Genomic DNA, 25,816 nt, shown 5'->3' on the forward strand with positions numbered 1-25,816 from the left:
AGCATTTGTATAAGAAATATGTGTACTTTAATTAACATTTTCTATAATTAATCTAAGTTCCATCGATAATTCTAATGCAATTTATTTAACATACATTTTCCTCTCTAATATTCACATTAATATGAATTTATAATATATTAACTATATATCAATAATAGGATAGATATAAAATGCCAACTGAATTATATACACCAGTATATCTAAATCAAGATGAAATTCAAAATCTATCCTCAATACTAATTGATGGATATTTTGAAAGTATAACCATCAAGCAAATTAGCGATAACACTGTTACAGGAAGATATCAACATAATAATAAAAGCCAATGCTCCAATGACTATAAAAACACCAAAGGTGATAAGGATGATAATACAGTCATAGGCAATAGCTGTTACAATTATGGTGATATTTTTAGATATTTAGAGGGCAGAAATTTTGATAGAAATGATGTAACTCTAAAAAGAGTATATGCTTCTTTTAGCTATTACAATAATTTAAGAAATAAAATGAATACCTTGGGGGTTATAAAATATATTAATAATTCAAGCCCTTCAATTAATAATATTTATTCTGGAGATTACGTAGATTTAACAGGATGTTTAGAAGTTAATACTATTTCTAACTGCATAGATAACTGCATATTTATATTAAACAATTATGGAACTTCACATTTGGATAATCTATTTGATACTAAACATATCGGCCCATTAACCTATACAATGATATGTGAATTACTAAAAACCATACAGAAAGAATTAAATAAAGGAGCTACTTTTGATATAATAATTAACTGCTTAGGAATTAACTGTGTTTTACCTATAAATTCCACATATACATCGAAACATTCTTATATATATGATGATGCCTCTTGTGATTGTTGTATACTTGGTAAAGTATCCAAGGTGGCTTACACTCCTTCTGAAAGCATTGGAATGCTTAGAAAAACAGGCTTAGATTCCTACTATACAAAACTTCTCAATTCTTTCATTCCATATTTTCACTTCTTAAACAATAATGGGTTTTTAATTCCTGGGGAATTTATAACTAATATAAATGGGCCTGCTCTCGAAATCATTCCATTAAGTATTTGCATGTAAAAGCGTCATATTACTATAAGTAGAGTTCTTAATGTTTTGATGGCATTATTAAATTTCTTAGACTTTTAGTCCTTAAAAATTATCATGCCTTATGATAAATATAATAGTATTTCACGCTATAGGCACTAATTGTATAAACTTCACTAAAATAAAATCTCATGAGTTTATACCCATGAGATTTTTTTGTTATTTATTCTTTATATAAAATATAGCTATTGCACCTGCCCCTGAATGTGTACCAACTGCTGTACCAATTTCATTGATAAGTATTTTATTTATGCCTAGTTCAGCTTCTATTAACTTAACTGTTTGATTTGCAGCTTCTAAATCATTTGCATGAGAAACAACTATATCATATTGAGGATCTATCTCTCTAGTTTTCATTATATCTATTGCATGTTTTAAAGCCTTATTTATACCTCTTGCCTTTCCACAAGGTTCAAGAGCCCCATCTTTCACTGTTATAATTGGCTTAATTCCAAGAACATGACTTACAATAGCTTTTCCTGTAGATATTCTTCCTCCCCGTTTTAACATGTCTACAGTTTCCATTACAATTAAAGTTTCTAATCTTCCTACTAAGTCATTTATTTCATCTAAAATTTTATCTACCGTATATCCTTTATCTCTCATGTCTGCTGCTACAGTAACTAAATATCCAAAGCCCCCAGATGCTACAAGTGTATCTACAACAAAAATATTTTCACTCCCCTCTTCTAAATGCATCTTTGCTATATTGGCTGAGCTATTTGTACCAGATAATTTGCCAGAACAAGTAAGACAAATAACCTTATTCCCACATTCTAATTCTTTCTTAAAAAATTCTTGAAACTCATAAGGAGTAACTTGTGAAGTTTTAACTGTAGTTTCTTTATGCTTTATAGCTTCATAAAATTCTTTATTTGATAAATCTACCTTATCCTTATATACATGTCCATTTAAATCAACTAACAGTGATAGAAATTCTATACTTCTCTCTCTCATAAATTCTGCAGTTAAATCTACAGAACTATCACATACTATTGTTATATTATTTTTCATGATATACCCTCCTGAATACACTTTAATAATAAAAGTGTATTCGGATTATATCATCTATTACTTCTCAATACAACAAAAACTCAAAAAAATTATGAGCATAATTATCATGTAATTTATGGCTATTTTTTCTTGAAGAATTCTTTTTTTAATAGTCTTAAAGCGTCTTGAAAATTTTCTTCAGCAACTCCCGAGCAAGATAGCAATAATCTAGGATAATCATTCTCTTCTTCTGCTTCAAAGGTACGTAGTAAGACACCTACATCTGCACCTCGTTTTGCTAGTTCTTTTGAAGATAAGCTACTTTTTACTTCTAGTTGTACTAAAAATCCCCCTGAACCTGGTATAGCTGTTGCTTTCTCTTCAAATACATTATTTATTGCTATACAGAGTTGTTGACTTTTAGCCATATACAACTTTCTAGCTTTCCTAATTTGTCTTCCAAGATGACCATCACTAATAAATTTACTTAAAGCAATTTGTTCAGTTTTTGATGCTGTTTGATTGTATACTCGCCCTCTTCTTTCATATACTTCTGTTAATTCTTTAGATAGTACCATAAAACTAATTCTTAAGGACGGCATTAATAATCGTGAAAACGTTCCCATATATACTACCTTATCTCCTCCATCTAACCCTTGTAAAGACGGTACTGGACGAGTATAATATCTGAACTCACTATCATAATCATCTTCAATTATTAAACAATCTTCTCTTTGTGCAAAGGCTAATAATGCTAATCTAATTTGTATTGGCATTACATCACCCCAAGGCGTTATATGAGAAGGTGATGTATAAATCATTTTAATTTTATCCTCCTTAAATTTAGATAAATCTCTATTAATATTCTTATAGGTTAAAATTTTAAACCCTCTATCTTCAAATACAGCCTGTCCCTGTTCAAAACTAGCTCCTGTAAAAGATATAGGCGATCTAACTCCTGTTAATGAACACAATATTTGTAATAAACTTTGCACACCTGCTCCAACTACTATCTGCTCCGGAGTACAAATCACTCCCCTTCTATCAGCTACGTACTTGGATAACGCTACTCTTAAATCATATTCTCCTTGTGGATCACCATAGGATAAAAGCCTTTCTTCATTACGAAGTGCACTTTTTATGTATCTACTCCACAAATCGAAATCAAAACTCTTATAATCTACTGCATAGGTAGCAAAGTCATATAATGGTTGGCTTTGTATTATGTATTTATTATGTTGTAATTTTTCTACCCTTTGGATATCTTTATAATTTAATTCACTTACAAAAAAGCCACTTCCAGGCCGAGATGTAACATACCCTTCAGCTACTAACTGCAAATAAGCAGCTTCAACCGTTGTCCGACTTATCATTCGCTCTTTTGCACATCTACGTATAGACGGAAGCTTACTTTCAGCCTTTAGAGTTCCTGAGGAAATCAGGTTTCTATAATGATTATATAGCTGAATATATAATGGTGTATTTGGTGAATCCTTTGGATTAATTATATCTCTTTTAACTTCATTCATAAACTTCTCCTCCAACTGTCCCTATTAAAATTATGTATTTTGTGTATTTCAACAATGACAAACCCAATGTATATTATATATAAAGACACCAAAATATTCAATTAATTCTAAAAGAAGATAATAACTTCACATTACTTATTTTCTAAATTTGTTATTATGCAACTTATTTATAATAATTTAAATCAATAGTATGGAGGTATATTAATGGAAACTAAAACACACTCTAAAATTTCTACTCGTACCATGGTTCTAATTGGACTTTTTGCTGCTTTATGCTACGTGGCATTATTTTTTAAGATACCTATTCCCTCTCCTGTAGGAAATCCATTCTTGCATATGGGAAATATGTTTGTTATATTATCAGCATTATTGTTCACTGGTACCATTGGTGGTCTTTCTGGCTCTATAGGTATGGGCTTATTTGACTTAATGAATGGTTATGCATCAAGCGTTCCTAAAACTGTGATTTTGAAATTTGGTATTGGAGCAATTGTAGGATGTGTTGCTGCAAGAGGGGAAAATAAAAATGCAAAGTCACCTATAAAGTGGATAAGCATTGCTTCTGGAATTTTAATCCTAATTGGTATAGTGCTATTCTTTACTGCTACTTCTTTAGGCAATGAAATTGTAGTAACAGGTATCGAGAAAAAACTAGTAATTAATCCAGTATTATATATTTTTTCTCTTATTCTTGGGTTAGGCTTAGCTTTGGTATGTACTTTTGCAAAAAAATTATCTATTGAAATTCAATATGCAGTATTAGGTGCTGTAGCTGGTATAGCCTTTAATTTAGTTGGTGAGTTTTTATTTGGAGTATTTAAATTACTTCTTGTTGGAAGTGGATTCCTACCGGCAATATTAAGTTCTGCTGTGAGTTTACCTGCAACACTTATAAATGGATCCTTCTCAATCTTTGTAGCTGTTGCCCTATATGTTCCATTATCTAAATCACTATCAAATAAAAAAGTTAATTTGTAATTTGCTAACCAATAATTTCACATATGGACTCTGGTATTTGATTATCAGGGTTCTTTTTTGTTATATAAATAACAAAAAAAGTCAAGGCCTATACTAAGCCTTGACTATATTATAGAGTAGATGGGGATTATTCATACTACCTATAAAACATGATAAATATTATAAGTGCAATTACTGCAAATACAATCAATAAAACTGGGACAATCACCGATGCTGTTGCTAAAACTAGGGCTAGTAAATCATTTTTCTCTAGCTCTACTTTACCAATCATCTCGGGATTTACTTCTCTTTTCTTAAATACTACTTTATATGCCTCTTTCATCTTCATAGCATATCATCTCCTTTTATGTCCTTTACTATATCTCTCCTGCAAAATGACAAGCACAGAAGTGTCCCTTTTCTATTTCTCTAGTTTCTGGTACCTGTTCCTTACATATCTCCTTAGCAAAAGGGCATCTAGTATTAAATTTACAACCCTTAGGTAGGTTAACATTACTTGGAATTTCACCTTTTATTATACTCATATCACTTTTATACTCTGGATTTGCTACAGGTATAGCTGCTAGTAACGCTCTTGTGTATGGATGTATTGGATTATTATATAAATCTTCCTTATCTGCTAACTCTACTATAGAACCTAGATACATTACCCCAACTCTATCGCTAATATGCTTTACTACACTTAGGTCATGGGATATAAATAAATATGCCAATCCCATTTTTTCTTGTAAATCCATCATAAGATTAAGTATCTGTGATTGAATAGAAACGTCAAGAGCTGATACTGGTTCATCACATACTACAAATTTGGGTTGTAATGCTAAGGCTCTTGCTATTCCTATACGTTGTCTTTGTCCACCAGAAAACTGGTGAGGATATCTATATATATGGTATGGAGAAAGTCCACACTGTTCAACTATTTCTAATACTCTTTTATTAAGTTCTTCACCTTTCTTATATAGCTTATGCTCTACTAAAGCTTCACTAACAATTGAATGTACATTCAGTCTTGGATTTAAAGAACTATATGGATCTTGAAATATAATTTGCATATCCTGTCTTAAAGGTTTCATCTTTTTTTCATTATATTTTACAATATTTTGATCTCTATATAGAATTTCTCCTCCAGTTGGTTCATAGAGCTTTATTAATGTTCTACCTAATGTAGATTTTCCACATCCTGATTCTCCAACTAACCCTAAAGTTTCCCCTTCATATATTTCAAAGGAAACATTGTCCACAGCTTTTACACAGAGTTTCTCTCCAGTGGCAGATTTACCCTTAACCGGGAAATATTTTTTAAGATTTCTTATTTCAATAATCTTATTTCTTTCCTTTTCCATCATGGATTCCCTCCTCTTTATGATGTTTCTCATCTATTGCTTCATTATATAGGAAGCATCTTACCTGATGTTCATCTGAAATATTAGTTATAGCAGGCATCTTGCATTTACATTCAGCCTTTGCAAATTCACATCTTGGTTCAAAATAACATCCCTCAGGAAGGTGAAATGGATTTGGTACTACTCCATCTATAGAGTATAGTCTTTCCTTATCTTGATCTAGACTTGGTATTGATGCTAAAAGTCCCTTAGTATAAGGATGCTTTGGATTATCAAAAAGTTCTTTAATTGGAGCTGATTCAACTACTTTTCCAGAATACATAACAATTACATGATCTGCCATTTGAGCTATTACTCCTAAATCATGGGTAATTAGCATTATAGCTGTATTGGTTTTTTCCTTTAAATCATTCATTAGTGTTAGTATCTGAGCTTGTATTGTTACATCAAGAGCAGTAGTAGGCTCATCAGCAATTAGTAATTTGGGCCTACATGCAAGAGCCATAGCTATCATAACTCTTTGACGCATTCCACCACTTAATTGATGTGGATAATCTCTTGCCACTTGCTCTGGCCTTGGTATTCCAACAAAGGCGAGCATATCAATAGCAATTTTCCTTGCTTCCTTTTTATCTAACCCTTGGTGAAGCATTACTGCTTCCATTATCTGATCTTCTATTCTAAATACAGGATTTAAAGAAGTCATAGGCTCCTGGAATATCATAGATATATCATTTCCCCTAACTTTTCTTATATCCTTATCCTCCATGGGTACTATATCTTTACTATCAAATTTAATAGTCCCATCTACAATCTTACCTGGTTTATCTATAAGCTTTAAAATAGACATTGATGTTATACTTTTACCACAACCAGATTCTCCAACTATACCAAGAGTTTTTCCTGGTTCTACATCAAAGGAAACTCCATCTACAGCTTTTACAATACCATTATCTGTATAAAAATATGTTTTTAAATCTCTTACTTCTAATAAATTTTCCATATATCACACCTACCTTATCTCTTTTGGATCAAAGGCATCTCTTAAGCCCTCACCAAGAAGATTTATACTAACAACGGTTAATATGATTAAAATTCCAGGCGGTATCCAAAGCCATGGATTATTCGTAAATATAAATGAGTCTCTAGCTCTTTCAATCATATTTCCCCAAGTTGGTGTTGGTGGAATTACTCCTAATCCTAGGAAAGAAAGTCCTGCCTCTGTTAAAATTGCACCTGCCATTCCAAGAGTAGCATTAACTATGATATATGCAAGGGTATTAGGTAAAAGATGTCTTACTATCTTAGATCTATTAGATATACCTAATGCCTTTGTAGCTACTATAAAATCTTGTTCTCTAAGAGATAAAATTTGTCCCCTAACCATTCTAGCAAGACCTGGCCAAGATATTATGGCTAGAATAAACATAACCACATACATCTTCTGGGTACTACTTACCCTCCACATCAATGCAAAGGACAAGGATATCATTAATGGCATAAATGGAAGTGAGCTAACTACTTCTGTAAAACGCATAAGAATGTTATCTACCCATCCACCATAGTATCCTGCAATTCCACCTATAGTAGCACCAATGAGTACGGTTATACCTGCAGTGACAACTCCAATAAACATAGATATCCTTCCACCATAAAATACTCTCATAAGTACATCTCTACCCTGTTCATCAGTTCCAAGCCAATGCTTTGCTGATGGTGGTTTAACTTTATTAACAAGTTCAAACTCATTTAAATTATAAGGTGATATTATAGGAACTAATATTACTAGTAAAACTATAATCCCAAATACTATACCACCTGCAAGAGCTATTTTATTCTTTCTAAATCGCTCCCATGCAACCCTCCATGGTCCCATAGCTTGAAGGTCTTGTTTCTTTTTTTCAGCCTTAGCCTTTTTTACTTCTAACATAATAAACTAACCTCCTATTCTACTTTTACTCTAGGATCTACCAATGCATAGGACATATCTGATACCAGATTTCCTAAAACCATTAGGACTGCATAGAATGTATTAGCTGCCATTACAACCCAAATATCTCTACCCATAACTGATGTATATAGTATATTTCCAATTCCTGGCCAAAGAAGTACTGTTTCTAATAATATTGCTCCTCCAAAGAGAGATGGAATATACATTCCTACAAGAGTTACTATTGGTATTAATGCATTTCTAAAGGCATGACGATAAATAACTACCTTCTCTTTTAATCCTTTAGAACGTGCTGTTCTAATATAATCTTGATTAATTACTTCAATAACACTATTTCTAACGTATCTTATAAGTCCAGCCAGACTTAAAATAGTTAAAATTATTACTGGTAAAATCATATGTTTAGCTACGTCTATTACTTCAGCCATGAAGCTATCATAACCAACAGCTGCCATTACTGGAGTTCTCATACCATTAAGTGGTATTGCTCCATTACTCGGTACTGCTATAAAGAAAATCATAAGTAGTGCAAAGAAAAATGAAGGCATTCCTACTCCAACTAAAGAAAACACAGTCCAAAAATTATCAAATACTCCATATTTCTTTACTGCAGATTTTATTCCTACTGGAATTGCAATTGCAAAGGCCAATACCATAGATACTATATTTAATATAAATGTATTCCAAATGTAATCTCCTATAACATCACTTACAGGTTTTCTAAATTTTAATGAAGAACCAAAATCTCCTTTTAAAGTTCTTCCCAACCAATTAAAATATTGTGTAACAGGTCCTTTATCTAATCCTAATTGCTCTCTAATCATTTGTTGCTGCTCTGGAGTAGTCTTAGAACCTTGTCCTAAATATGCACTAACTGGATCTCCAGGCATTAGTTGTAATAATATAAATAATATTATTGTTATTATTAGCATAACTGGGATTAAATTGAGTAATCTTTTGCCTAAAAACTTTAACATTTCATCACCCCTAAACTTATTTTAATAACGCCCTGCAATTTTATACAGGGCGCCAATAGCCTATATGAAATTTAAAATTATTCTTCTATATAAGCATGTTTTAATGCTTTTACCCAATCACAGAATGGGCTTGTTTCTAGGCCTTTTATTTTCTTGTTATACATGTCAAAATAAGTATTTGCATATACAGGAACTATAGGTGCATCCTCATTAAGGATTTTAGCTATTTTATTATAATAAGGTTTTGCCTCTTCCTTATCTACAATACTCTTAGCTTCATCTAACAATTTATCCACTTCTGGATTACTATATCTAGCTGTATTATCTTTACCAGTACCAATATAATCTGAGTGGATTTCAGAATATAAACTATGTGGGTCTGGTGTAGTTATAGAAGTTGCCATGAAGTATATACTCCATTTATCTACGTTTTCATCAGAGTTATAGATAACGTAATCTAATAATGTATTAAACTCAAGATATGCTATATTAAGTTTAATTTTTAAACCTTCGCCCCAGTCTCTTTGCCACATTGGAATAAGAGTATTTAAAATATCATGTTCTGGCATGGCAGCTACATTAAGCTCCATAACCTTTCCATCCTTTTCACGATATCCACTTGAACCAACCTTCCAGCCTGCTTCATCTAATAAAGACTTAGCTTTATCTAAATCAAAATCATACTCAGTCATTTCACTAACCAATTTATCATCAATACCCCAAGAAACTTGAGAGAATGGATGGTATTGAACTGATGCAAGTACATCTCCAGTTGCTTCGTCTTTATAATAGCTATTTACAAATTCTTTAATGTTAAAACCATAATATAATGCTTGACGTACTTTTTTATCTGCTGTTGGACCTGATTCACAGTTAAATTTAGTGTAACCATATCCACTTCTATCATAACTATTGAAAGTCATGAAATCCTTAGACTTAGCTTCATTTATTTTCTCTGGCTCAATAACTCCTGGAAGTAAATCTACCTCTTGAGATGTCAATTCAACTATATCAGTAGTTTGATCAACAAATTTACATACTATATTTTCAATAAAATATCCTTCACCATAATAGTTTGGATTTCTCTTTAGAGATACAAATTCTTTTTCCTGGAATTTTTCTAAAGTATAAGGACCTGAACCAATTGGTTTTGTTGTTATAGCTTCTATAGATGATGTATCTCCAACCTTCCAATTTGCACCATAATAATGTTCTGGCATGATTGCCATATTACAGTTAGCAAGATTTGTTCTTAGTGGCTCAGCAAAACTAAATTTAACTGTATATTCATCTAATGCAACTACCCCTTTGAACTCTTCAGTCTTACCCTTTGAATATTCGTTATATCCAGCTAAATCCTTAACAACAGATCCATATCTACCAGTATAAGATTTGTCTGATAAAAATTGATAAGTGAAAACAACGTCATCTGCTGTTACCTTTTCACCATCAGAGAAAGTCATATCCTTCTTCAATTTGAAGGTTATTTCCTTGGCATCGTCTGAAAATTCCCAACTTTCAGCTGCTGATGGTTGATAATCTCCATTAACATCCATTGTAATAAGTGAATCAAATATCATGTCAATTATAGTAGCATCATAGGCAGATGAATAATATCCTGGGTTAAAGTTACCAGATGCCTCTGTTATTCCAGCAACTAAAGTACCCCCAATTTTCTTCTCTGCTTCTTCAGTTTTTGGTGTATCCTTTGATGTGTCTTCTTTTTTCTCTTTATCACCACATCCAACTAATGAAAAAGCTAAAATACTTGACAACATCAAGGCCATTAATTTTCTTTTCTTCAAAATCTATTCCCCCTTAAAATAATTAAGTTATAAATAAATACAAAGATATATTTTAAAAATATATACTTGTATAAATTCCTATCCCCATAGTTAATACAATTTTAGATTTAATTTAGCTTTTAATTAGGCTTATCATTGCATTTTTATTTCATGTATTTAATTTCATATATTGTATATTTATTGCTTTTAAATATATATATTACAGTTTTGTAAATTCATTATCATAATAATACATATATTTTTTACTTTTGTAAATACTTTTTTGGAAATTTTCAGAATTTTCTTTATATTGTTTAGAATTTAAAAATATTCGGTATTCTAATATTTCGTTAAATACAATACCTTCATAATATTATATATATGGAATTTACATACATTATTTTATCTTCGTAAAAAAATAAGAGACTGTTTTTTAAAACAGTCTCTACCTTTACATATTATTCATATATTAAAATTTTATATTTATTGTAAATTAACTGAAACAACTTAATAAGTATATAATTACTATTATTACAAATTCCAACAGTGATTTAGAGGTCCATTCCCTTTTCCAATATTTAAATTATCCCTTAAAGCACCGGTTATATATTTTTTTGCCCTTAAAATGCTTTCATCTATGCCGTAACCTGCTGCTAAATTACAAGCTATGGAAGATGATAAGGTGCAACCTGTTCCATGGGTATTGGAATTATCTATTTTTTCTTCATGATACCAAGTAATTTTCCCATCTTTATATAATAAATCATCAGCACTATTTTCTAAGTGACCTCCTTTAATAAGAATTTTCCCTTTATATTCCTTTGAAATTTTTTCAGCTGCTTCTATCATATTTTTTTTACTTAAAATCTTAAATCCACAAATACATTCTGCTTCAGGAATATTAGGAGTAATCACATCAGCTATAGGTAAAAGTTTTGTAATCAAAGCTTCCATGGCATCCTCTGAAAGAAGTCTACTTCCACTGGTAGATATCATAACTGGATCAACTACAATATTTTTAGCCTTATATTCTAATAATCTTTCAACAATCTCTTGAATAATATCCTTAGAGGATACCATTCCTATCTTAATGGCATCGGGGAAAATATCTTTCATAATGCAATGGATTTCTTTATTTAAAAACTCTCTTGTTACATTTAAAACATCATAAACTCCAGTGGTATTTTGTGCTGTTAAGGCTGTTATAGCACTCATTGCATACATTTTATGGGCTACGATAGTTTTTATATCTGCTTGTATTCCAGCTCCTCCACTGCAATCTGATCCTGCTATTGTAAGTATCTTTTTCATTATAAATCAATCCCCTCTATCAATGTATATATTCTATAAAGTATTTTCCATCTAAAATGCACACCTATTTCCCATGTCTATTCTATTGAGTTAACATACATTCAGTTAACTCTAACATTTGTTTTGTTGCTAATAGCACATCTTCTTTAGAAAATATTGAAGATACTAAAGCAACTCCATGTATTCCTAAGCCTTTTAGGTTCATAATATTATTCTCATCTATACCTCCAATAGCCACCACTGGTATAGTTACAGATTTACATATATTTTTAATTGTTTCAAAGGTTATTACTCTAGTATCTAATTTAGTTGAAGTTGAAAAAGCTGCTCCAACTCCAATATAACTTGCCCCATCTTTTTCTGCTTTAATAGCTTGTTCCACAGTTTTTGCTGTAACTCCTAAAATTTTATCTTTCCCTATCCGCTTTTTCACTTCTGCTGCATCCATATCACTTTGACCTATATGAACCCCAGATGCATCAATATTCATAGCTATTTCCACATTATCATTAATAATTAAAGGAATATTATATTTATCTGTAATCTTCTTTATCTCTTTTCCTTCCTTTAGAAATTCATCATAGAATAAATTTTTTTCTCTTAGCTGAATTAATGTAGCTCCTCCTTGTAAAGTTTTTTCGATTTCTTCAGTAAACAATTTTCCATCTAACCAACTTCTATCCGTTACTACATATAACTTCATTTGACTTTTACTTATACTCATTTCATACACTTCCTTAACAGAATTTTGTAGAATCCAAAAAAATATGGGACATACCAAATAGTATGTCCCATTAATATTTTTAATGTAATTCCCTACGTTGGCATTATCCAAATCAGGTTATAGGTCGAAGCTACCTTTTGCTTCCTCTCAGCCTGTTATACAAGCTCCCTAAATATTTAATTTCTTAAAGCATAGCATTGATTACATCTTTTGTCAATTTTCTCTGCTTTCTGTGTAATTTAATTACACCCTTTAAATGAGAAATCATCTAAACTCCGCATGAATAAAGCAACTATTTAAATAGTTAAATATTAAAATAGTTATATCTATAACTATTTCCCTATAAAAATATATAGCTATTTATATATCTTTATAGGTAATTTTATCATATACTGACTATTAAATTAAATAATTTTATTATATTTTCATAATCAAACTTTTAATTAGAAACTTTTTAATAAATTTGCCATTTCTATAGCTGTTACTGCTGCATCGTAGCCCTTATTACCTGCTTTAGTTCCGGCTCTTTCTATAGCCTGCTCTATAGTGTCCGTTGTTAAAACTCCAAAAATAACTGGTTTCTCTGTACTAAGAGATACTGATGCTATTCCTTTTGAAGCCTCAGCACAAACGTAATCGAAATGTGGTGTAGATCCCTTAATAACTGCTCCAAGGCATATAATTGCATCATAATTTTCATTTTGAGCCATTTTTTTTGCTACCAGTGGTAATTCAAAAGCTCCTGGCACCCATGCCACTTCAATATTATCTTCTTCTACTCCATGTCTTTTAAGTCCATCAATTGCTCCACCTAAAAGTTTAGATACAATAAACTCATTAAATCTTCCTACTACTATCCCAACTCTTAATCCTTGCGCAACTAAATTTCCTTCAAATATTTTCATCATTATTCCTCCTAGATTATATTATAATTTATACTAAACCATAGATTTAGAGTATTACTGGTAACTAAGTATGTGGTCCATTTTATTTTGTTTAGTTTTTAAATAAAATTCATTATCTTTATTGTAATTGATTTGGATTGGCACTCTCTCTACCACCTCAATATCATATCCATCTAATCCTTTAATTTTCTTGGGATTATTAGTCATAAGTCTAAGTTTTTTAGCTCCTAACTCTCTAAGAATTTGAGCTCCTATTCCATAATCTCTAAGGTCTGCTGGAAATCCAAGTTTAATATTTGCCTCTACTGTATCATATCCATGGTCTTGTAAATCGTAGGCCTTTAATTTATTTATAAGTCCTATGCCTCTTCCCTCTTGTCGCATATATAAAAGTATCCCGCAGCCTTCTTCTTCAATTCTCCTTAAAGCTTCTGCCAATTGCTCTCCACAATCACATCTATTAGATCCAAGAACGTCTCCTGTTAAGCATTCAGAATGAAGTCTTGTTAGAATTGGTTTATTCTCATCAATTTCTCCTTTAACTAATGCCACATGATGTTCACCATTCAATTTATTAATAAAACCATACATTTTAAAATTCCCGTATTTTGTAGGCATATCTATTGCTGCTGCCATTTCTACTAGTATTTCTGTCTTTCTTCTATATCTTACTAAATCTGCTATAGTTATTACTTTAATATTATGTAGTTTACCTAACTCTAAAAGTTCCTCCGTTCTAGCCATAGTTCCATCTTCACTCATAATTTCACAAATTACTCCTGCTGGCTTTAAACCTGCCATTTTGGCTAAATCCACTGCTGCCTCAGTATGTCCTACTCTTTTTAATACACCTCCATCTCTAGCTTGTAGAGGAAAAATATGCCCTGGTCTTCTAAAGTCTTTTCCTATGCTATCTTCATCTAAAATCTTCTGAATAGTTAAAGCTCTCTCGTAGGCAGATATTCCTGTAGTTGTACTAATATGATCTACGGATACTGTAAATGCAGTTTCATGATTATCTGTATTTTTTTCAACCATGGGCTCAATTTTTAAATCTCTAAGTCTTTCTCCCTCCAATGGCATACATATAAGACCTCTCCCAAATTTAGCCATAAAATTTATAGCTTCTGGAGTAACCTTTTCAGCAGCCATTAATAAATCTCCCTCATTTTCTCTATCGGGATCATCAATAACTATAACCATCTTCCCTTCTTTAATATCCTTAATTGCTTCTTCAATCGTGTAAAATTCTGACATGTTTAACCCTCCCTATTTTATTTAATCTTATAAGAATCCATTTTCTTTAAGAAAGTCTTCATTAATGGAATCTTTTTTTTCTACTTTTTTACCACTTTGAAATGTTAAAAGTTTTTCTACATATTTACCTATAACATCACATTCAAGATTTACAGTATCTTCACTGGTTTTAGACAATAATATAGTTTCTTTTCCAGTATGTGGAATTACAGATACTTTAAATACCTTATCATCTACATAGGCCACAGTAAGACTTATTCCATCAATGGCAATAGAACCTTTTTCAACTATATACTGTAAAATGTTTTCCTTAGCCTCTATGGTAACCCATATTGCATTATCTTCCTTTTCCAGGGAAACAATTTTCTCAACGCCATCTATATGTCCACTTACTATATGTCCTCCAAATCTTCCTTTAGCACTTAAGGCTCTTTCTAAATTTACTTTACTTCCAACCTTTAATTCCCCTAAATTACTTCTTCTTAAAGTTTCAGACATAACATCAGCATCAAATATATTTCCATATATATTTGTTACTGTTAAGCATACTCCATTGGTACAAATACTATGTCCTACCTTTACATCCTCAATAACTTTATTAGCTTTAATTGAAAGTATGGAAGATTTTTCTCCCTTTTTTATTCCTCTAATTTCTCCTACCTCTTCAACTATTCCTGTAAACAAGGCTTCCATCTCTCCTTCATGTATCCTTCTATTAAAATATCTTCTCCTATAGTACCTACCCTTATACTCTCTACTCCATAGGCTTCTTCTAGAACTTTTATTCCCCTTCCCTCTACTGGAGTTTTAGACCTTTCTCCTCCAATAAATTTTGGTGCAATGTAAATTTGAATTTTATCTACTATTCCAGCTTTTAGGGCTTCGAAGTTTAAGGTTCCCCCTCCTTCAAGAAGAATACTATCAATGTTCATTTCTCCTAAAGTCTCCATTAATATCTCCAAATTGACTTTTTCTTCTTTAGAAGGAATGACCACCATCTCTACACCCCTCTCAGTGTAAATAGATATTTTTTCCTTTGAAGCTTTTTCCGTAGTTACTATAATAGTTCTTGCCTTCTTATCCTCTATAACTTTAGAATTTAAAGGAATTCTAAGAGAGCTATCTAATATTATTCTTATAGGGTTTTTCTCTCCTAGTACCCTACAAGTCAACTCTGGATTATCCTTAATAACCGTATTAGCTCCAACCATTATTCCCATAAGGTCATTTCTCAAATTATGCACATTTTTTCTTGAAGCTTCTCCAGTTATCCACTTTGATTCCCCATATTGAGTAGCTATCTTACCATCTAGTGACATGGCAGTTTTCATGATTACAAAGGGTTGCTTTGTAGAAATGTACTTCATAAATATTTCATTTAAAGCAATACATTCCTTTTCTAAAACACCTATATCTACAATTATTCCACAGTCTCTAAGCTTTTTAACTCCTCTCCCCGCCACTAATGGGTTTGGATCTAAAGCTCCAATTACTACTCTCTTTATTTTTTTCTCTATGATTTTATCTACACAAGGTGGTGTTTTCCCATGATGAGAACAGGGCTCTAAGGTCACATAAAGAGTTGCTCCCAAAGTATCTTCTTTAGCATCTTTAAACGCATTAACCTCCGCATGGTTATGTCCATAGACCTGATGATATCCTTCACCAATAATAGTTCCATTTTTAACAATTACAGCACCTACCATTGGATTAGGATTAACCCTTCCCCGTCCCTTCTCTGCTAATGTCAACGCCAGTCTCATATAATTTTCATCCATAAAATCACATCCTTATTTAAATAAAATAAAAGCCCCAAGTATAATACCCTGGGGCTAAATTTTTATTCATATTTCTAGTAAAATTTAGTTTGTTTTATAATTAATATTAAAAATTTAATATTAATCGTAAAATAAAAAATCTCTGAAATATATATATATTTCAGAGCACATAAACTAACAATTATAGTTATATAAACAGAGTTCTTAGCTTCTCTGAAGCTTTAGAAACCGTTATCCATGGACGTAATAGCTCTTAACTCCCTCTTTAGAGAAGATAGAAATATTAGAGCTGGTAGTCATCGGATAAAATAACTATAGTAATTACTATACTTACAAATAATTTTCTCACATCCAGACTTTACTGTCGGCCTTGGAATCTCACCAAGTCATGCCAAAATGGCTCGCGGGCTATACCGCCGGTAGGGAATTTCACCCTGCCCCGAAAATTGTTATTAACTTGTCAAACTCATAATATCATCTTACATAAATAATTTCAATATATTCTTACAAATCTTTTTAATTAAAATTTTATAAACGATATTTAGTGTTATTTATACAATAATATTTTTCGGAAAATAAACCAGAGATATTTTAATATCCCTGGTTTATTTCATTAAATATTTTCTTATTTAATTTAAACTATTACATATTCAATAAACTTAATATTTCTTGAACAGCTTGCTTAGCTTCTCTAGGTAATTTTTCTATTGCTGCATCTTGAGCCTTTGGATCATTAATCTGGGCTATCCTAATTATCTCTTGTTGTAGTCCTGGTATATTATTTACTACATTGGCTGCATTATTAAATCTAGCTGCAAAATTAGGGTCCTTCATTTTTCCCTTAATCTTAGTTATTAGCTCATAAGGATTCATTAAACTTTCCTCCCACCATCGAAATAATTCATTATAATTACATAATATTCAATAGTTGCTTAAAAGTTCTTATCTTATATTTCTTTAATTATAGTTTTAGCACTTTTAATAATTACAACCTTATCTTTATAAGGCTCTATATCCTTAAAAATTTGATAATCATATTTTACTTATTATATATATTGTAAATATTTCTATATTTTTTCTTTACCTATCCACTTTCTCAATACTTCTGGTACTATAACACTTCCGTCCTCCTGTTGATATTGTTCTAGTATTGCAGGTAATAATCTGCTTGTAGCTAACCCTGATGCATTTAAGGTATTTAGATATTCTACCTTATTACCATCTTCTCTTCTAAATCTTATCATCCCCCTTCTTGCCTGATAATCTCTTGCATTAGAAGCTGAACTTATCTCTTTATATTCATTCATACTCGGTATCCATACTTCTATATCATAGGTCTTCGCCATAGATGCACTACAATCTTTAGCTGCCAGCTTTACTAGTCTATAATGTAGTCCTAAGCCTTTTACCAGAGCTTCAGCTTTTTTGATTAATTCCTCTAAAGCTTCATCTGAATCCTCAGGTTTTGTATATTGGAACATTTCTATTTTATTAAACTGATGTCCTCTTATCATACCTCTTTCAGATTTTCTATAGCTTCCAGCTTCAACACGATAACAAGGAGTATAAGCAAACAATTTCTTAGGTAATTCTTCTTCTTTTAAAATTTCTCCTCTATAAAGATTTATTAAAGCAGTCTCTGCTGTAGGAAGCATAAATTGCATACTTTCTTTATCTTTTTTGTCCCCTACTGTAAATACTTCATCAACAAATTTAGGAAACTGACCTGCTGAAAGACCACATTGATAGTTTAATATATGTGGAGGCAGGATAAATTCATATCCGTCTTTTATATGCTCTTCTATAAAATAATTAAGTAAAGCCCATTCTAACATAGCTCCTACACCTTTATATATCCAAAATCCATTACCTCCAAGCTTAACTCCTCTTTCATAATCAATAAGCTCATGAACTTTAGCAAGTTCTACATGATCTTTAATTTGGAAATTGAAATTAGGCTTTTCTCCAAATTCTCTAACTACCTTGTTATTTTCTTTTCCACCTGCTACTACATCCTCATCGGGTATATTCGGAAGGCTTTCCATAAATGTATTTATCTTTTCTTCCATCTCTTGAAGTTTCTCATCATATTCCTTTATCTCTTTGCTAACTACTTTCATTTCTTCATATAAATCTTCTACATTTTCTCCCCTTTTCTTAAGAATAGGAATCTCTTTAGAAACCTTATTTTTGTTGCTTTTAAGCTCTTCTACCTGTATTAATATTTTTCTTCTTTCTTCATCCCACTGTAAAAGCTCTGAAAAATCTACACTATCCATTCTCTTTAAAAGTGCAGCCTTAACTTTCTCAGGATTTTTTCTAATTAAATAAATATCTATCATTTTTATTCCTCCTAAATGAATTTTTTAATATTAAATCTTTTTATTTTGCTGTAAATTAAAAACTCCCGCCTCTATAAATATAGAGACGAGAGCTATTATATCCCGCGGTACCACTCCAGTTGTCACATTAGTGACCTCTTTACTGTGCTTTAAGGAGCACTCCCCTCTGATTCTTCATCAGTAGCTCCGAAGTGGAAAGACTATATAATATACTGATTTTCACCTATCATCAGCTCTCTAAAATATTTAAATAGTCGTAGCTTCATCATTGCTATATGATATTTAATATATATTAAACATTATTCTAGCACCTTATTCTTTCAATGTAAATATTTCTATATAATATAACTTAATAAAATTACCTTTAAATTTTACTTTTACTAGATATTTTATCTACGAAGATGATTTTATATGTGAATAATATATATGTTATAGTAATATTGATGAAAATTTATAAAATACAGTTTTTTAATATAATGAGGTGACAAAATGAAAAAATTAAAAATATACTTTACGTCTGATATTCACGGATACATATATCCTACAAATTATAGAGATGATACTGAAAAGAATATGGGTATATTAAATATAATTAATCAGTTTGAAAAAGATGGAAATACCCTAATCATAGATGGTGGAGATACAATTCAAGGTTCTCCTTTAACTAATTATCTAAGTAATAATGAATTTGATATACATCCACTTGCAACTGTAATGAATGAAGGTCAATACGATTATGTAACTCTTGGAAATCATGATTTCAATTATGGCTATGACTATTTGAAAAAATATCTTAGCAATTTAAATGGAAAATGCCTATGCACTAATGTAGATAATATAACAAAAGAAATATGTATTTTGCCTTATGATATTAAAACCATGGAAAATGGGTTAAAAGTAGGCATAATGGGATTTACCACTGATTTTATAAACAGATGGGAAAGGCCTTTAAATATAAAAAATTTCACTATCACAGATACCTTTAAGTCAGTAGAAAAATATTATGTAGAACTTAAAAAACAATGTGATTTAGTAATAGGAGTTTATCATGGTGGATTTGAAAATGATTTAGAATCCCATGAAAAACTAAGCAACACTAATGAAAACATAGCATATAAATTGTGTCAAGAATTTGATTTTCATATTCTTTTAACTGGACATCAACACATGGAAATTCCAGGACAATATCTACATAATACCTACATAGCTCAAACCCCTCCCAACGGGACAAAATTTTTAGAAATAAACTTAGAGTTTCATGATGATTTAAGTAAAAATATAAGTTCTTCATTAAAAAAAGTAGAGCTTAATCCTAATAATGCTATGTATTATAAATTCTTAAATTTAGAAAAACAAGTTCAAAAGTGGTTGGATACACCTGTAGGATTTTTAGATATAGAACTTCAACCTAGTACTCACATAAACATGGCTACTAATGGCTCTTATTTAGCTAATTTCATAAATCAAGTACAGTTGGATGCAAGTGGTGCTGATATTTCAGTTACATCATTTGCTAATTCAATAAAAGGTTTTAATAAAAATGTAACAGTAAGAGATATAACTTCTACATATATGTTTCCTAATACCCTAACTATCATTGAAATAGATGGGAAAACTTTAAAGCTTGCCCTTGAAAAATGCGCTAGTTACTTTGATAATATTGATGGTGAATTACAAGTATCTACCCGCTTCTTAAAACCTAAGGTAGAACATTATAACTATGACTATTTCTCAAATTTGAGTTATATCTTTGATATAAACAAAGAAGTAGGAAATCGTGTTGTTTCAATGAAATTTAAGGGTAAAGACATTTTTGATAATGATACCCTTACCCTTGCCATGAACAGCTATAGAGCAACAGGTGCAGGTGGTTATGATTTCTATAGAAATTGTAGAGTAGTAGGTGAAGTCTTAAATGAAATGCCCGACATTATCATTGATTATTTTAGAGCTCATAAGAAAGTTGTAGTGGATAAAAATCAATATCTAACTGTCATTAAATAGCTTACATTTCTTAACAATAAATTTATTCATCTCTTTTTATTAAGATTAATTATTATTATGTTTAAAAATCATAATTTTTTCAAATACTACACTATAAGTTAATTTACTGTTTAAGGAGGAATAAATATTGTCTAGTATAACTGGTATTGTTAAATGGTATGATGAAGGAAAGGGTTATGGATTTATTTCTTGTAATGAGGGCAATGATGTATTTGTACATCATTCTCAAATAAAAGAAAAAGGAACTAATAAAGATTTACATGAAGGTGAAAGTGTAACTTTTGATATTACTGATGGAGCTAAAGGACCCATGGCTGTGAATGTTCAAAAGCTATAACTTGAATTTAAAAGGTTATCTTAGGGTTAAATTATTTAATCTAAGGTAGCCTATTTTTATGCTTTTTAGATAATAAAAGCTATATAATTGCTACAAATTCTGTTATTATAGATAGTTGTAAGGTATTGGTTACTCTATATTTTTTAATAATTAATCAATACATAACCAATACTAATATAATTGATTTTATATGTTAAAAGTGGTGATATAATGAACTATATAATATTTGACTTAGAATTTAATCAAAAATATGAAGATAAAAAAGAACATTGTTTAGAAAAAAATCAATGTGTAGAAAAGAGCAATAATTTAAGTCTCCCCTTTGAAATTATTCAGATAGGAGCTTTAAAATTGAATGAAAATTTCGAAAAGATATCCACATTTAATTTTTTAATTAAGCCAACTATTCACACAACTCTACATCCTTATGTGGAAAACCTTACTAAAATAAGTAATAATGATATAAATTCTTCAGAAACCTTTCCTAATATTTACGATAAATTTACTAAATTTATTGGCAAAGAAGAAGCAGTTCTCTGTGTATGGGGAATAGTAGATATAAAAGAACTTTTACGAAATATAAAATTTCATAATATATCTACTACCTCTCTTCCACTTAAATATATCGACGTGCAAAGCCATGCATCAAAATATTTTAATAGTAAAAAAGGTATAAAAATTGGGCTTAAAAATGCAATTGAACTTTTGGATATACCCCTTCATGGTGATTTTCATGACGCTAGTAATGATGCTTATTATACAGCAGAAGTATTAAAGAAGATTTTCAATAAAAATATAAAGCCCTTATTATATACTAATCCTTCTAGAAGTACCTCTTCTGTTAAAGAAAAAGTTGATATGAATGGCGTATTTGATCAATTTAAAAAAATGTACAAGAGAAGTCTAACTAAAGAAGAAAAGTCTATGATAAGCCTTGCTTATAACATGGGTAGAACAAAACAATTTGTAGTTATAAGGAAAGAGGACTCTTAGCTGCTAGCTAAGAGTCTTTCTTCTTAATATTTCTATTTCCTTGCCATACCCCTCAAGGTCATTTGGGGTTTCAAGGAAAAATGGTAAGTTGCATAATTTAGAATGATTAATAATATTAGTAATGGCTTCAATTCCTAAAGAACCTTCACCAATTTTTTCATGTCTGTCCTTATGACTTTCAAAAGGATTTTTGCTATCATTTAAATGAATTGCCTTTAATTTTTCTAATCCAATTATTCTATCAAACTCTTCTAAAACTCCATCTAAATTATTAACTATATCATATCCTGCATCATATACGTGACAGGTATCAAGACACACTCCCATATGATCCTTTAGCTCTACTCTATTAATAATTTCAGCTATTTCTTCAAAATTTCTTCCTACTTCTGTCCCCTTACCTGCCATGGTTTCTAATAACACAGTAGTAGTCTGCTGCGGCTTAATAACTGCATTAAGCATATCTACAATATAATTAATTCCAACTTCTACACCTTGTTTAACATGACTACCTGGGTGAAAATTATATAAATTATTAGGTAAGTACTCCATTCTCAATAAATCATCTGTCATCATTTCTAATGCAAATTTTCTAGTGTTTTCATCTGCTGAACAAGCATTCAATGTGTAAGGTGCATGAGCTAGTATAGTAGTAAATTTATTTTCTTCCATTATTCTTAAAAGGGCAGCAACATCTTTTTCATCTATAGCCTTTGCCTTTCCACCCCTAGGATTTCTAGTAAAAAATTGAAAGGTATTAGCTCCTATTGAAAGTGCTTCCTTTCCCATATTTTCAAAACCCTTGGTTGTAGATAAGTGACATCCTATATTTAACATTTTTATTACCTCCATCTTCTATTATTGCAAAACTTTTAATTTTGTATTCTATTTCTATATCCCTTGTAATTTAAATTTCAATAATCCAACTTTAATACAATGATACTATAATAGAAGATATATTTGCAATGGATAATTTTTATTATTTAGAAACAACTATTAGCATTTTAAGGTTCTAACTAGGTCATATACGTCTTCACAATAAAAAAATGTAGACATTAATGCTACTCCATCAGCTCCTGCTTCTATAACCTTTGAAGCATTTTCTATTGAAATTCCACCTAAAGCTATGATAGGGCAAGTAACTACTTTCTTTAATTCTTGAATAAATTCAACGCCCTTAGGCTTTAATCCTTCTTTACACTTGGTAGAAAATATATGAGATGCTAGTATATAGCTACACCCCTTTTTATCTGCCCTTATACCTTCTTCTAAAGAATGTACAGAAACTCCTACATTAAATTTCTTTTTATTATCTAAATTCATAAAATCTTTAAAAGATAGATGAACAGTTTTTTCCTTTACTTTTTCATAAATTTTCATATTAGAATTTATTATTATCTCAGTACTTCCAATTACTAGCTCCTTTATTTTATAATAAAGTCTTTGTAATTCTTCATCATCTAAATCTTTTTCTCTTAATATTATTCTATCCACACCAGCCAGTGAAGCTTCTTGCAGGGTTTTAAAATATTTTTCTTCACTAACTAAATGCCTATTTGTTATTAGGTAAATCAAATTCTTTCCCAATCCTTAAATATTGGTTGAAACCCTGCTTCTATTATCATTTCTTTTATTTCTTCTACTGAACCTTCATCATTTATGGAAAATTGTGATGTACCTTTAGTTTTTAATGCATGACCTCCAACCTCTGTAGACACACCTGCACTCATCTTGGTGATTCCTAAAGGTATAAGGTTTTTTCTCATTTCATGATCTTCTCGTGTAGAAACATTTATTCCACTTTGCTGTGCAAAGATTTTATAAGCTAACATAACTTGTACCATTTTTTTATCTTCCACTGGATTTAACTCCTTTAATCCTCCCTCACAAGGTCTGATTCTTGGAGGTGAATAAGTCACTTCTACATGGGGATATTTCTTTCTAATATACTCTCCATGAAGAGCTGTGAAAAAGGCATCTCTTCTAAAATCACCTAGTCCAAGAAGAGCTCCTATACTTATACTTCTCATTCCAGCTCTTGCTCCTCTTTCTGGAGTATCTAATCTAAATTTATAATTCTTTTTAGGTCCTGATAAATGAACTCTATCATAAATTTCTTCATCATAGGTTTCTTGGTATACAGTAAGACCTTCTGCTCCCACTTCTACAGTTTTTTTATAATCCTCTTCACTTAAAGGCTGTACCTCTAAGGTTATAGATGGAAAGTATTCTTTCATTACTTTTATAGCATCTACTATATACCTAGTTGGGGAATGAATTTGACTTTCTCCTGTTAATAGAATAATGTGCTTAAATCCTTGTTTAGCAACTGCTTCTGATTCTGATTTTATTTCCTCCAAAGTTAGCTTTTTTCTACTTATAGAATTTTCAAGATTATATCCACAATAAGAGCATTTATTAACACAATAATTTGAAATATAAATTGGAGTATATAATAAAATAGTTCTTCCAAAGTGTCTTAACGATAATTCCCTTACCTTTACTGCCATATCTTCTAATACTTTTTCTGCTACTGGTGATAATAAATTAAGCAAGTCCTCATAATTTGGATTTTTTTCATTAATACTTCTCTCTACATCTTCTACTTTTACCCTACTCCAATATCTATTAAAGTCAAAATCCTTAAATTTTTCTATGGTACTATAAAAACTCATTTTTTCATCTCCTCAAATTTTCCGTTAGTGTAAAGTTTTTTACTCTCCTAAAAATCCCGTGAGTGGTGAGGATGCATTTCCACTTTTAGAAACAGTCCCAAATTTTGATAAATAAGCAAGTCGTCCACCTTCTACCGCCATACTAAAGGCTTTTGCCATATTAGCTGGATTTTTTGAAGAAGCTATAGCTGTATTAACAAGACATGCCGCTGCTCCCATTTCCATAGCTTCCATTGCTTGTGATGGCTTTCCTATTCCAGCATCAACTATAATTGGAATATCTAGTTCATCTATCATTATTTCAATAAGTTCCTTAGTTCTTATACCTCTATTACTTCCTATCGGTGCTCCTAAAGGCATAACCGCCGATGCTCCCGCTTCTATTAATCTTCTCCCTGCATATAAATCTGGACACATATATGGGAGTACTGTAAATCCTTCTTTAGCTAATATTTCTGTAGCTTTTATAGTTTCTTCATTATCCGGAAGCAGATACTTTGAATCCGATATAACCTCAATTTTTATCCAGTTACCACATCCCATAGCTTTGGCAATTCTTGCAATCCTAACTGCCTCTTCTGCATTAGTTGCCCCTGATGTATTGGGCAATAAAATAACATCCTTAGGTATATTAGATAAAATATCTTCTTCCTTATTATCTAAATCTATCCTTCTTAAGGCCAAGGTAATAACCTGTGAATTACTTTCACTCAAGACTTCCTTTATAAGTTTATTAGACGGATACTTACCTGTACCTACAAATAATCTATTTTTTAATTCTACTCCACCTATTTTTAACATATCTTCCATT

General features: G+C 30.9%; 25 protein-coding genes, 2 riboswitches and 1 other annotated feature. Of the genes, 5 read left to right on the forward strand and 20 right to left on the reverse strand.

The annotated features are described in order from the left end of the window. The first annotated feature begins 170 nt into the window (after window positions 1–170). Window positions 171–1,097 carry a hypothetical protein gene (locus tag B2S02_RS16465; protein ID WP_346878235.1) on the forward strand — a complete coding sequence of 309 codons (927 nt, stop codon included), beginning with the start codon at window positions 171–173 and terminating at the stop codon, window positions 1,095–1,097. A gap of 186 nt (window positions 1,098–1,283) precedes the next feature. Here the strand turns inward: B2S02_RS16465 and B2S02_RS16470 are convergent, their stop codons facing one another. Beyond that, on the reverse strand, window positions 1,284–2,138 hold the full coding sequence (locus tag B2S02_RS16470) for a DegV family protein (protein ID WP_346876574.1): 855 nt from the start codon (window positions 2,136–2,138) through the stop codon (window positions 1,284–1,286). A gap of 119 nt (window positions 2,139–2,257) precedes the next feature. Further along, the gene (locus tag B2S02_RS16475; protein WP_346847531.1) at window positions 2,258–3,646 is read right to left on the reverse strand and encodes a PLP-dependent aminotransferase family protein; all 1,389 of its coding nucleotides are present in this window, start codon (window positions 3,644–3,646) and stop codon (window positions 2,258–2,260) included. Between the two features lie 204 nt (window positions 3,647–3,850). Between B2S02_RS16475 and B2S02_RS16480 the strand changes: the two genes are divergently transcribed. Further along, window positions 3,851–4,624, forward strand: coding sequence for an ECF transporter S component (locus tag B2S02_RS16480; RefSeq protein ID WP_346878234.1), 774 nt, complete (start codon window positions 3,851–3,853; stop codon window positions 4,622–4,624). Between the two features lie 136 nt (window positions 4,625–4,760). Here B2S02_RS16480 and B2S02_RS16485 read toward each other — a convergent pair whose 3' ends face one another. From B2S02_RS16485 to serS, 14 genes are all read right to left on the reverse strand, one after another. Further along, entirely contained in the window at window positions 4,761–4,952 is a 192-nt protein-coding gene (locus B2S02_RS16485; RefSeq protein WP_035133786.1) for a hypothetical protein, read from the reverse strand. Window positions 4,953–4,980: 28 nt separating this feature from the next. Next, window positions 4,981–5,970, reverse strand: coding sequence for a dipeptide ABC transporter ATP-binding protein (locus tag B2S02_RS16490; RefSeq protein ID WP_346847533.1), 990 nt, complete (start codon window positions 5,968–5,970; stop codon window positions 4,981–4,983). Further along, the gene (locus B2S02_RS16495) at window positions 5,948–6,970 is read right to left on the reverse strand and encodes an oligopeptide/dipeptide ABC transporter ATP-binding protein (RefSeq protein ID WP_150844737.1); all 1,023 of its coding nucleotides are present in this window, start codon (window positions 6,968–6,970) and stop codon (window positions 5,948–5,950) included. The genes B2S02_RS16490 and B2S02_RS16495 overlap by 23 nt, the downstream gene beginning before the upstream one ends. 9 nt (window positions 6,971–6,979) lie before the next feature. Further along, window positions 6,980–7,897 (reverse strand): oligopeptide ABC transporter permease, encoded by a 918-nt coding sequence (opp4C, locus tag B2S02_RS16500; RefSeq protein ID WP_150844738.1) that lies wholly within the window; start codon window positions 7,895–7,897, stop codon window positions 6,980–6,982. A gap of 14 nt (window positions 7,898–7,911) precedes the next feature. Further along, window positions 7,912–8,895, reverse strand: coding sequence for an ABC transporter permease (locus B2S02_RS16505; protein WP_346847534.1), 984 nt, complete (start codon window positions 8,893–8,895; stop codon window positions 7,912–7,914). 77 nt (window positions 8,896–8,972) lie between these two features. Further along, window positions 8,973–10,700 carry an ABC transporter substrate-binding protein gene (locus tag B2S02_RS16510; RefSeq protein WP_346847535.1) on the reverse strand — a complete coding sequence of 576 codons (1,728 nt, stop codon included), beginning with the start codon at window positions 10,698–10,700 and terminating at the stop codon, window positions 8,973–8,975. Between the two features lie 510 nt (window positions 10,701–11,210). Further along, window positions 11,211–11,990, reverse strand: a complete 780-nt coding sequence (gene thiD, locus B2S02_RS16515; protein ID WP_346847536.1) for a bifunctional hydroxymethylpyrimidine kinase/phosphomethylpyrimidine kinase — start codon at window positions 11,988–11,990, stop codon at window positions 11,211–11,213. 82 nt (window positions 11,991–12,072) lie between these two features. After that, complete coding sequence (gene thiE, locus B2S02_RS16520; RefSeq protein ID WP_346847537.1) at window positions 12,073–12,714, reverse strand: thiamine phosphate synthase; 642 nt, start codon at window positions 12,712–12,714, stop codon at window positions 12,073–12,075. 72 nt (window positions 12,715–12,786) lie between these two features. Then, window positions 12,787–12,895, reverse strand: a riboswitch (TPP riboswitch). Between the two features lie 262 nt (window positions 12,896–13,157). Then, on the reverse strand, window positions 13,158–13,619 hold the full coding sequence (ribE, locus tag B2S02_RS16525) for a 6,7-dimethyl-8-ribityllumazine synthase (protein WP_035133799.1): 462 nt from the start codon (window positions 13,617–13,619) through the stop codon (window positions 13,158–13,160). Window positions 13,620–13,673: 54 nt separating this feature from the next. Beyond that, the gene (locus B2S02_RS16530) at window positions 13,674–14,876 is read right to left on the reverse strand and encodes a bifunctional 3,4-dihydroxy-2-butanone-4-phosphate synthase/GTP cyclohydrolase II (protein ID WP_346847538.1); all 1,203 of its coding nucleotides are present in this window, start codon (window positions 14,874–14,876) and stop codon (window positions 13,674–13,676) included. Window positions 14,877–14,903: 27 nt separating this feature from the next. Further along, entirely contained in the window at window positions 14,904–15,560 is a 657-nt protein-coding gene (locus B2S02_RS16535; protein ID WP_346921114.1) for a riboflavin synthase, read from the reverse strand. Then, window positions 15,545–16,654: a bifunctional diaminohydroxyphosphoribosylaminopyrimidine deaminase/5-amino-6-(5-phosphoribosylamino)uracil reductase RibD gene (gene ribD / locus B2S02_RS16540; RefSeq protein WP_346921037.1), complete on the reverse strand. Its 1,110-nt coding sequence runs from the start codon at window positions 16,652–16,654 to the stop codon at window positions 15,545–15,547. Before ribD ends, B2S02_RS16535 begins: the two co-directional genes overlap by 16 nt. 335 nt (window positions 16,655–16,989) lie before the next feature. Then, window positions 16,990–17,105: riboswitch (FMN riboswitch) on the reverse strand. 191 nt (window positions 17,106–17,296) lie between these two features. After that, window positions 17,297–17,527 carry a hypothetical protein gene (locus tag B2S02_RS16545; RefSeq protein WP_035133802.1) on the reverse strand — a complete coding sequence of 77 codons (231 nt, stop codon included), beginning with the start codon at window positions 17,525–17,527 and terminating at the stop codon, window positions 17,297–17,299. A gap of 194 nt (window positions 17,528–17,721) precedes the next feature. After that, the gene (serS, locus tag B2S02_RS16550) at window positions 17,722–18,996 is read right to left on the reverse strand and encodes a serine--tRNA ligase (RefSeq protein ID WP_346847540.1); all 1,275 of its coding nucleotides are present in this window, start codon (window positions 18,994–18,996) and stop codon (window positions 17,722–17,724) included. Window positions 18,997–19,074: 78 nt separating this feature from the next. Then, window positions 19,075–19,274 (reverse strand) — a binding site (T-box leader). Window positions 19,275–19,485: 211 nt separating this feature from the next. On the opposite strand from serS, the gene B2S02_RS16555 reads away from it, so the two are divergent. The 3 genes from B2S02_RS16555 to B2S02_RS16565 all read left to right on the forward strand — a co-directional run bounded on the left by B2S02_RS16555 (window position 19,486) and on the right by B2S02_RS16565 (window position 22,330). Next, the gene (locus B2S02_RS16555) at window positions 19,486–21,000 is read left to right on the forward strand and encodes a bifunctional UDP-sugar hydrolase/5'-nucleotidase (RefSeq protein ID WP_346921038.1); all 1,515 of its coding nucleotides are present in this window, start codon (window positions 19,486–19,488) and stop codon (window positions 20,998–21,000) included. A 127-nt stretch (window positions 21,001–21,127) separates the two neighbouring features. Beyond that, window positions 21,128–21,337 (forward strand): cold-shock protein, encoded by a 210-nt coding sequence (locus B2S02_RS16560; RefSeq protein WP_035133808.1) that lies wholly within the window; start codon window positions 21,128–21,130, stop codon window positions 21,335–21,337. A gap of 210 nt (window positions 21,338–21,547) precedes the next feature. Further along, complete coding sequence (locus B2S02_RS16565; RefSeq protein WP_346921039.1) at window positions 21,548–22,330, forward strand: 3'-5' exonuclease; 783 nt, start codon at window positions 21,548–21,550, stop codon at window positions 22,328–22,330. Window positions 22,331–22,333: 3 nt separating this feature from the next. On the opposite strand, the gene B2S02_RS16570 is transcribed toward B2S02_RS16565, so the two are convergent. From B2S02_RS16570 to B2S02_RS16585, 4 genes are all read right to left on the reverse strand, one after another. After that, window positions 22,334–23,167, reverse strand: a complete 834-nt coding sequence (locus tag B2S02_RS16570; protein WP_346921040.1) for a deoxyribonuclease IV — start codon at window positions 23,165–23,167, stop codon at window positions 22,334–22,336. Between the two features lie 159 nt (window positions 23,168–23,326). Beyond that, window positions 23,327–23,917: a thiamine phosphate synthase gene (locus B2S02_RS16575; RefSeq protein WP_346847544.1), complete on the reverse strand. Its 591-nt coding sequence runs from the start codon at window positions 23,915–23,917 to the stop codon at window positions 23,327–23,329. Further along, window positions 23,902–25,005, reverse strand: a complete 1,104-nt coding sequence (gene thiH / locus B2S02_RS16580; protein ID WP_346847545.1) for a 2-iminoacetate synthase ThiH — start codon at window positions 25,003–25,005, stop codon at window positions 23,902–23,904. Before thiH ends, B2S02_RS16575 begins: the two co-directional genes overlap by 16 nt. Before the next feature lie 39 nt (window positions 25,006–25,044). Further along, window positions 25,045–25,815, reverse strand: coding sequence for a thiazole synthase (locus B2S02_RS16585; protein ID WP_346847546.1), 771 nt, complete (start codon window positions 25,813–25,815; stop codon window positions 25,045–25,047). Window position 25,816: the final 1 nt, after the last annotated feature.

This window comes from Clostridium sp. UBA7339 (assembly GCF_002470865.1).
Taxonomy (GTDB): Bacteria; Bacillota; Clostridia; order Clostridiales; family Clostridiaceae; genus Clostridium_J; species Clostridium_J sulfidigenes.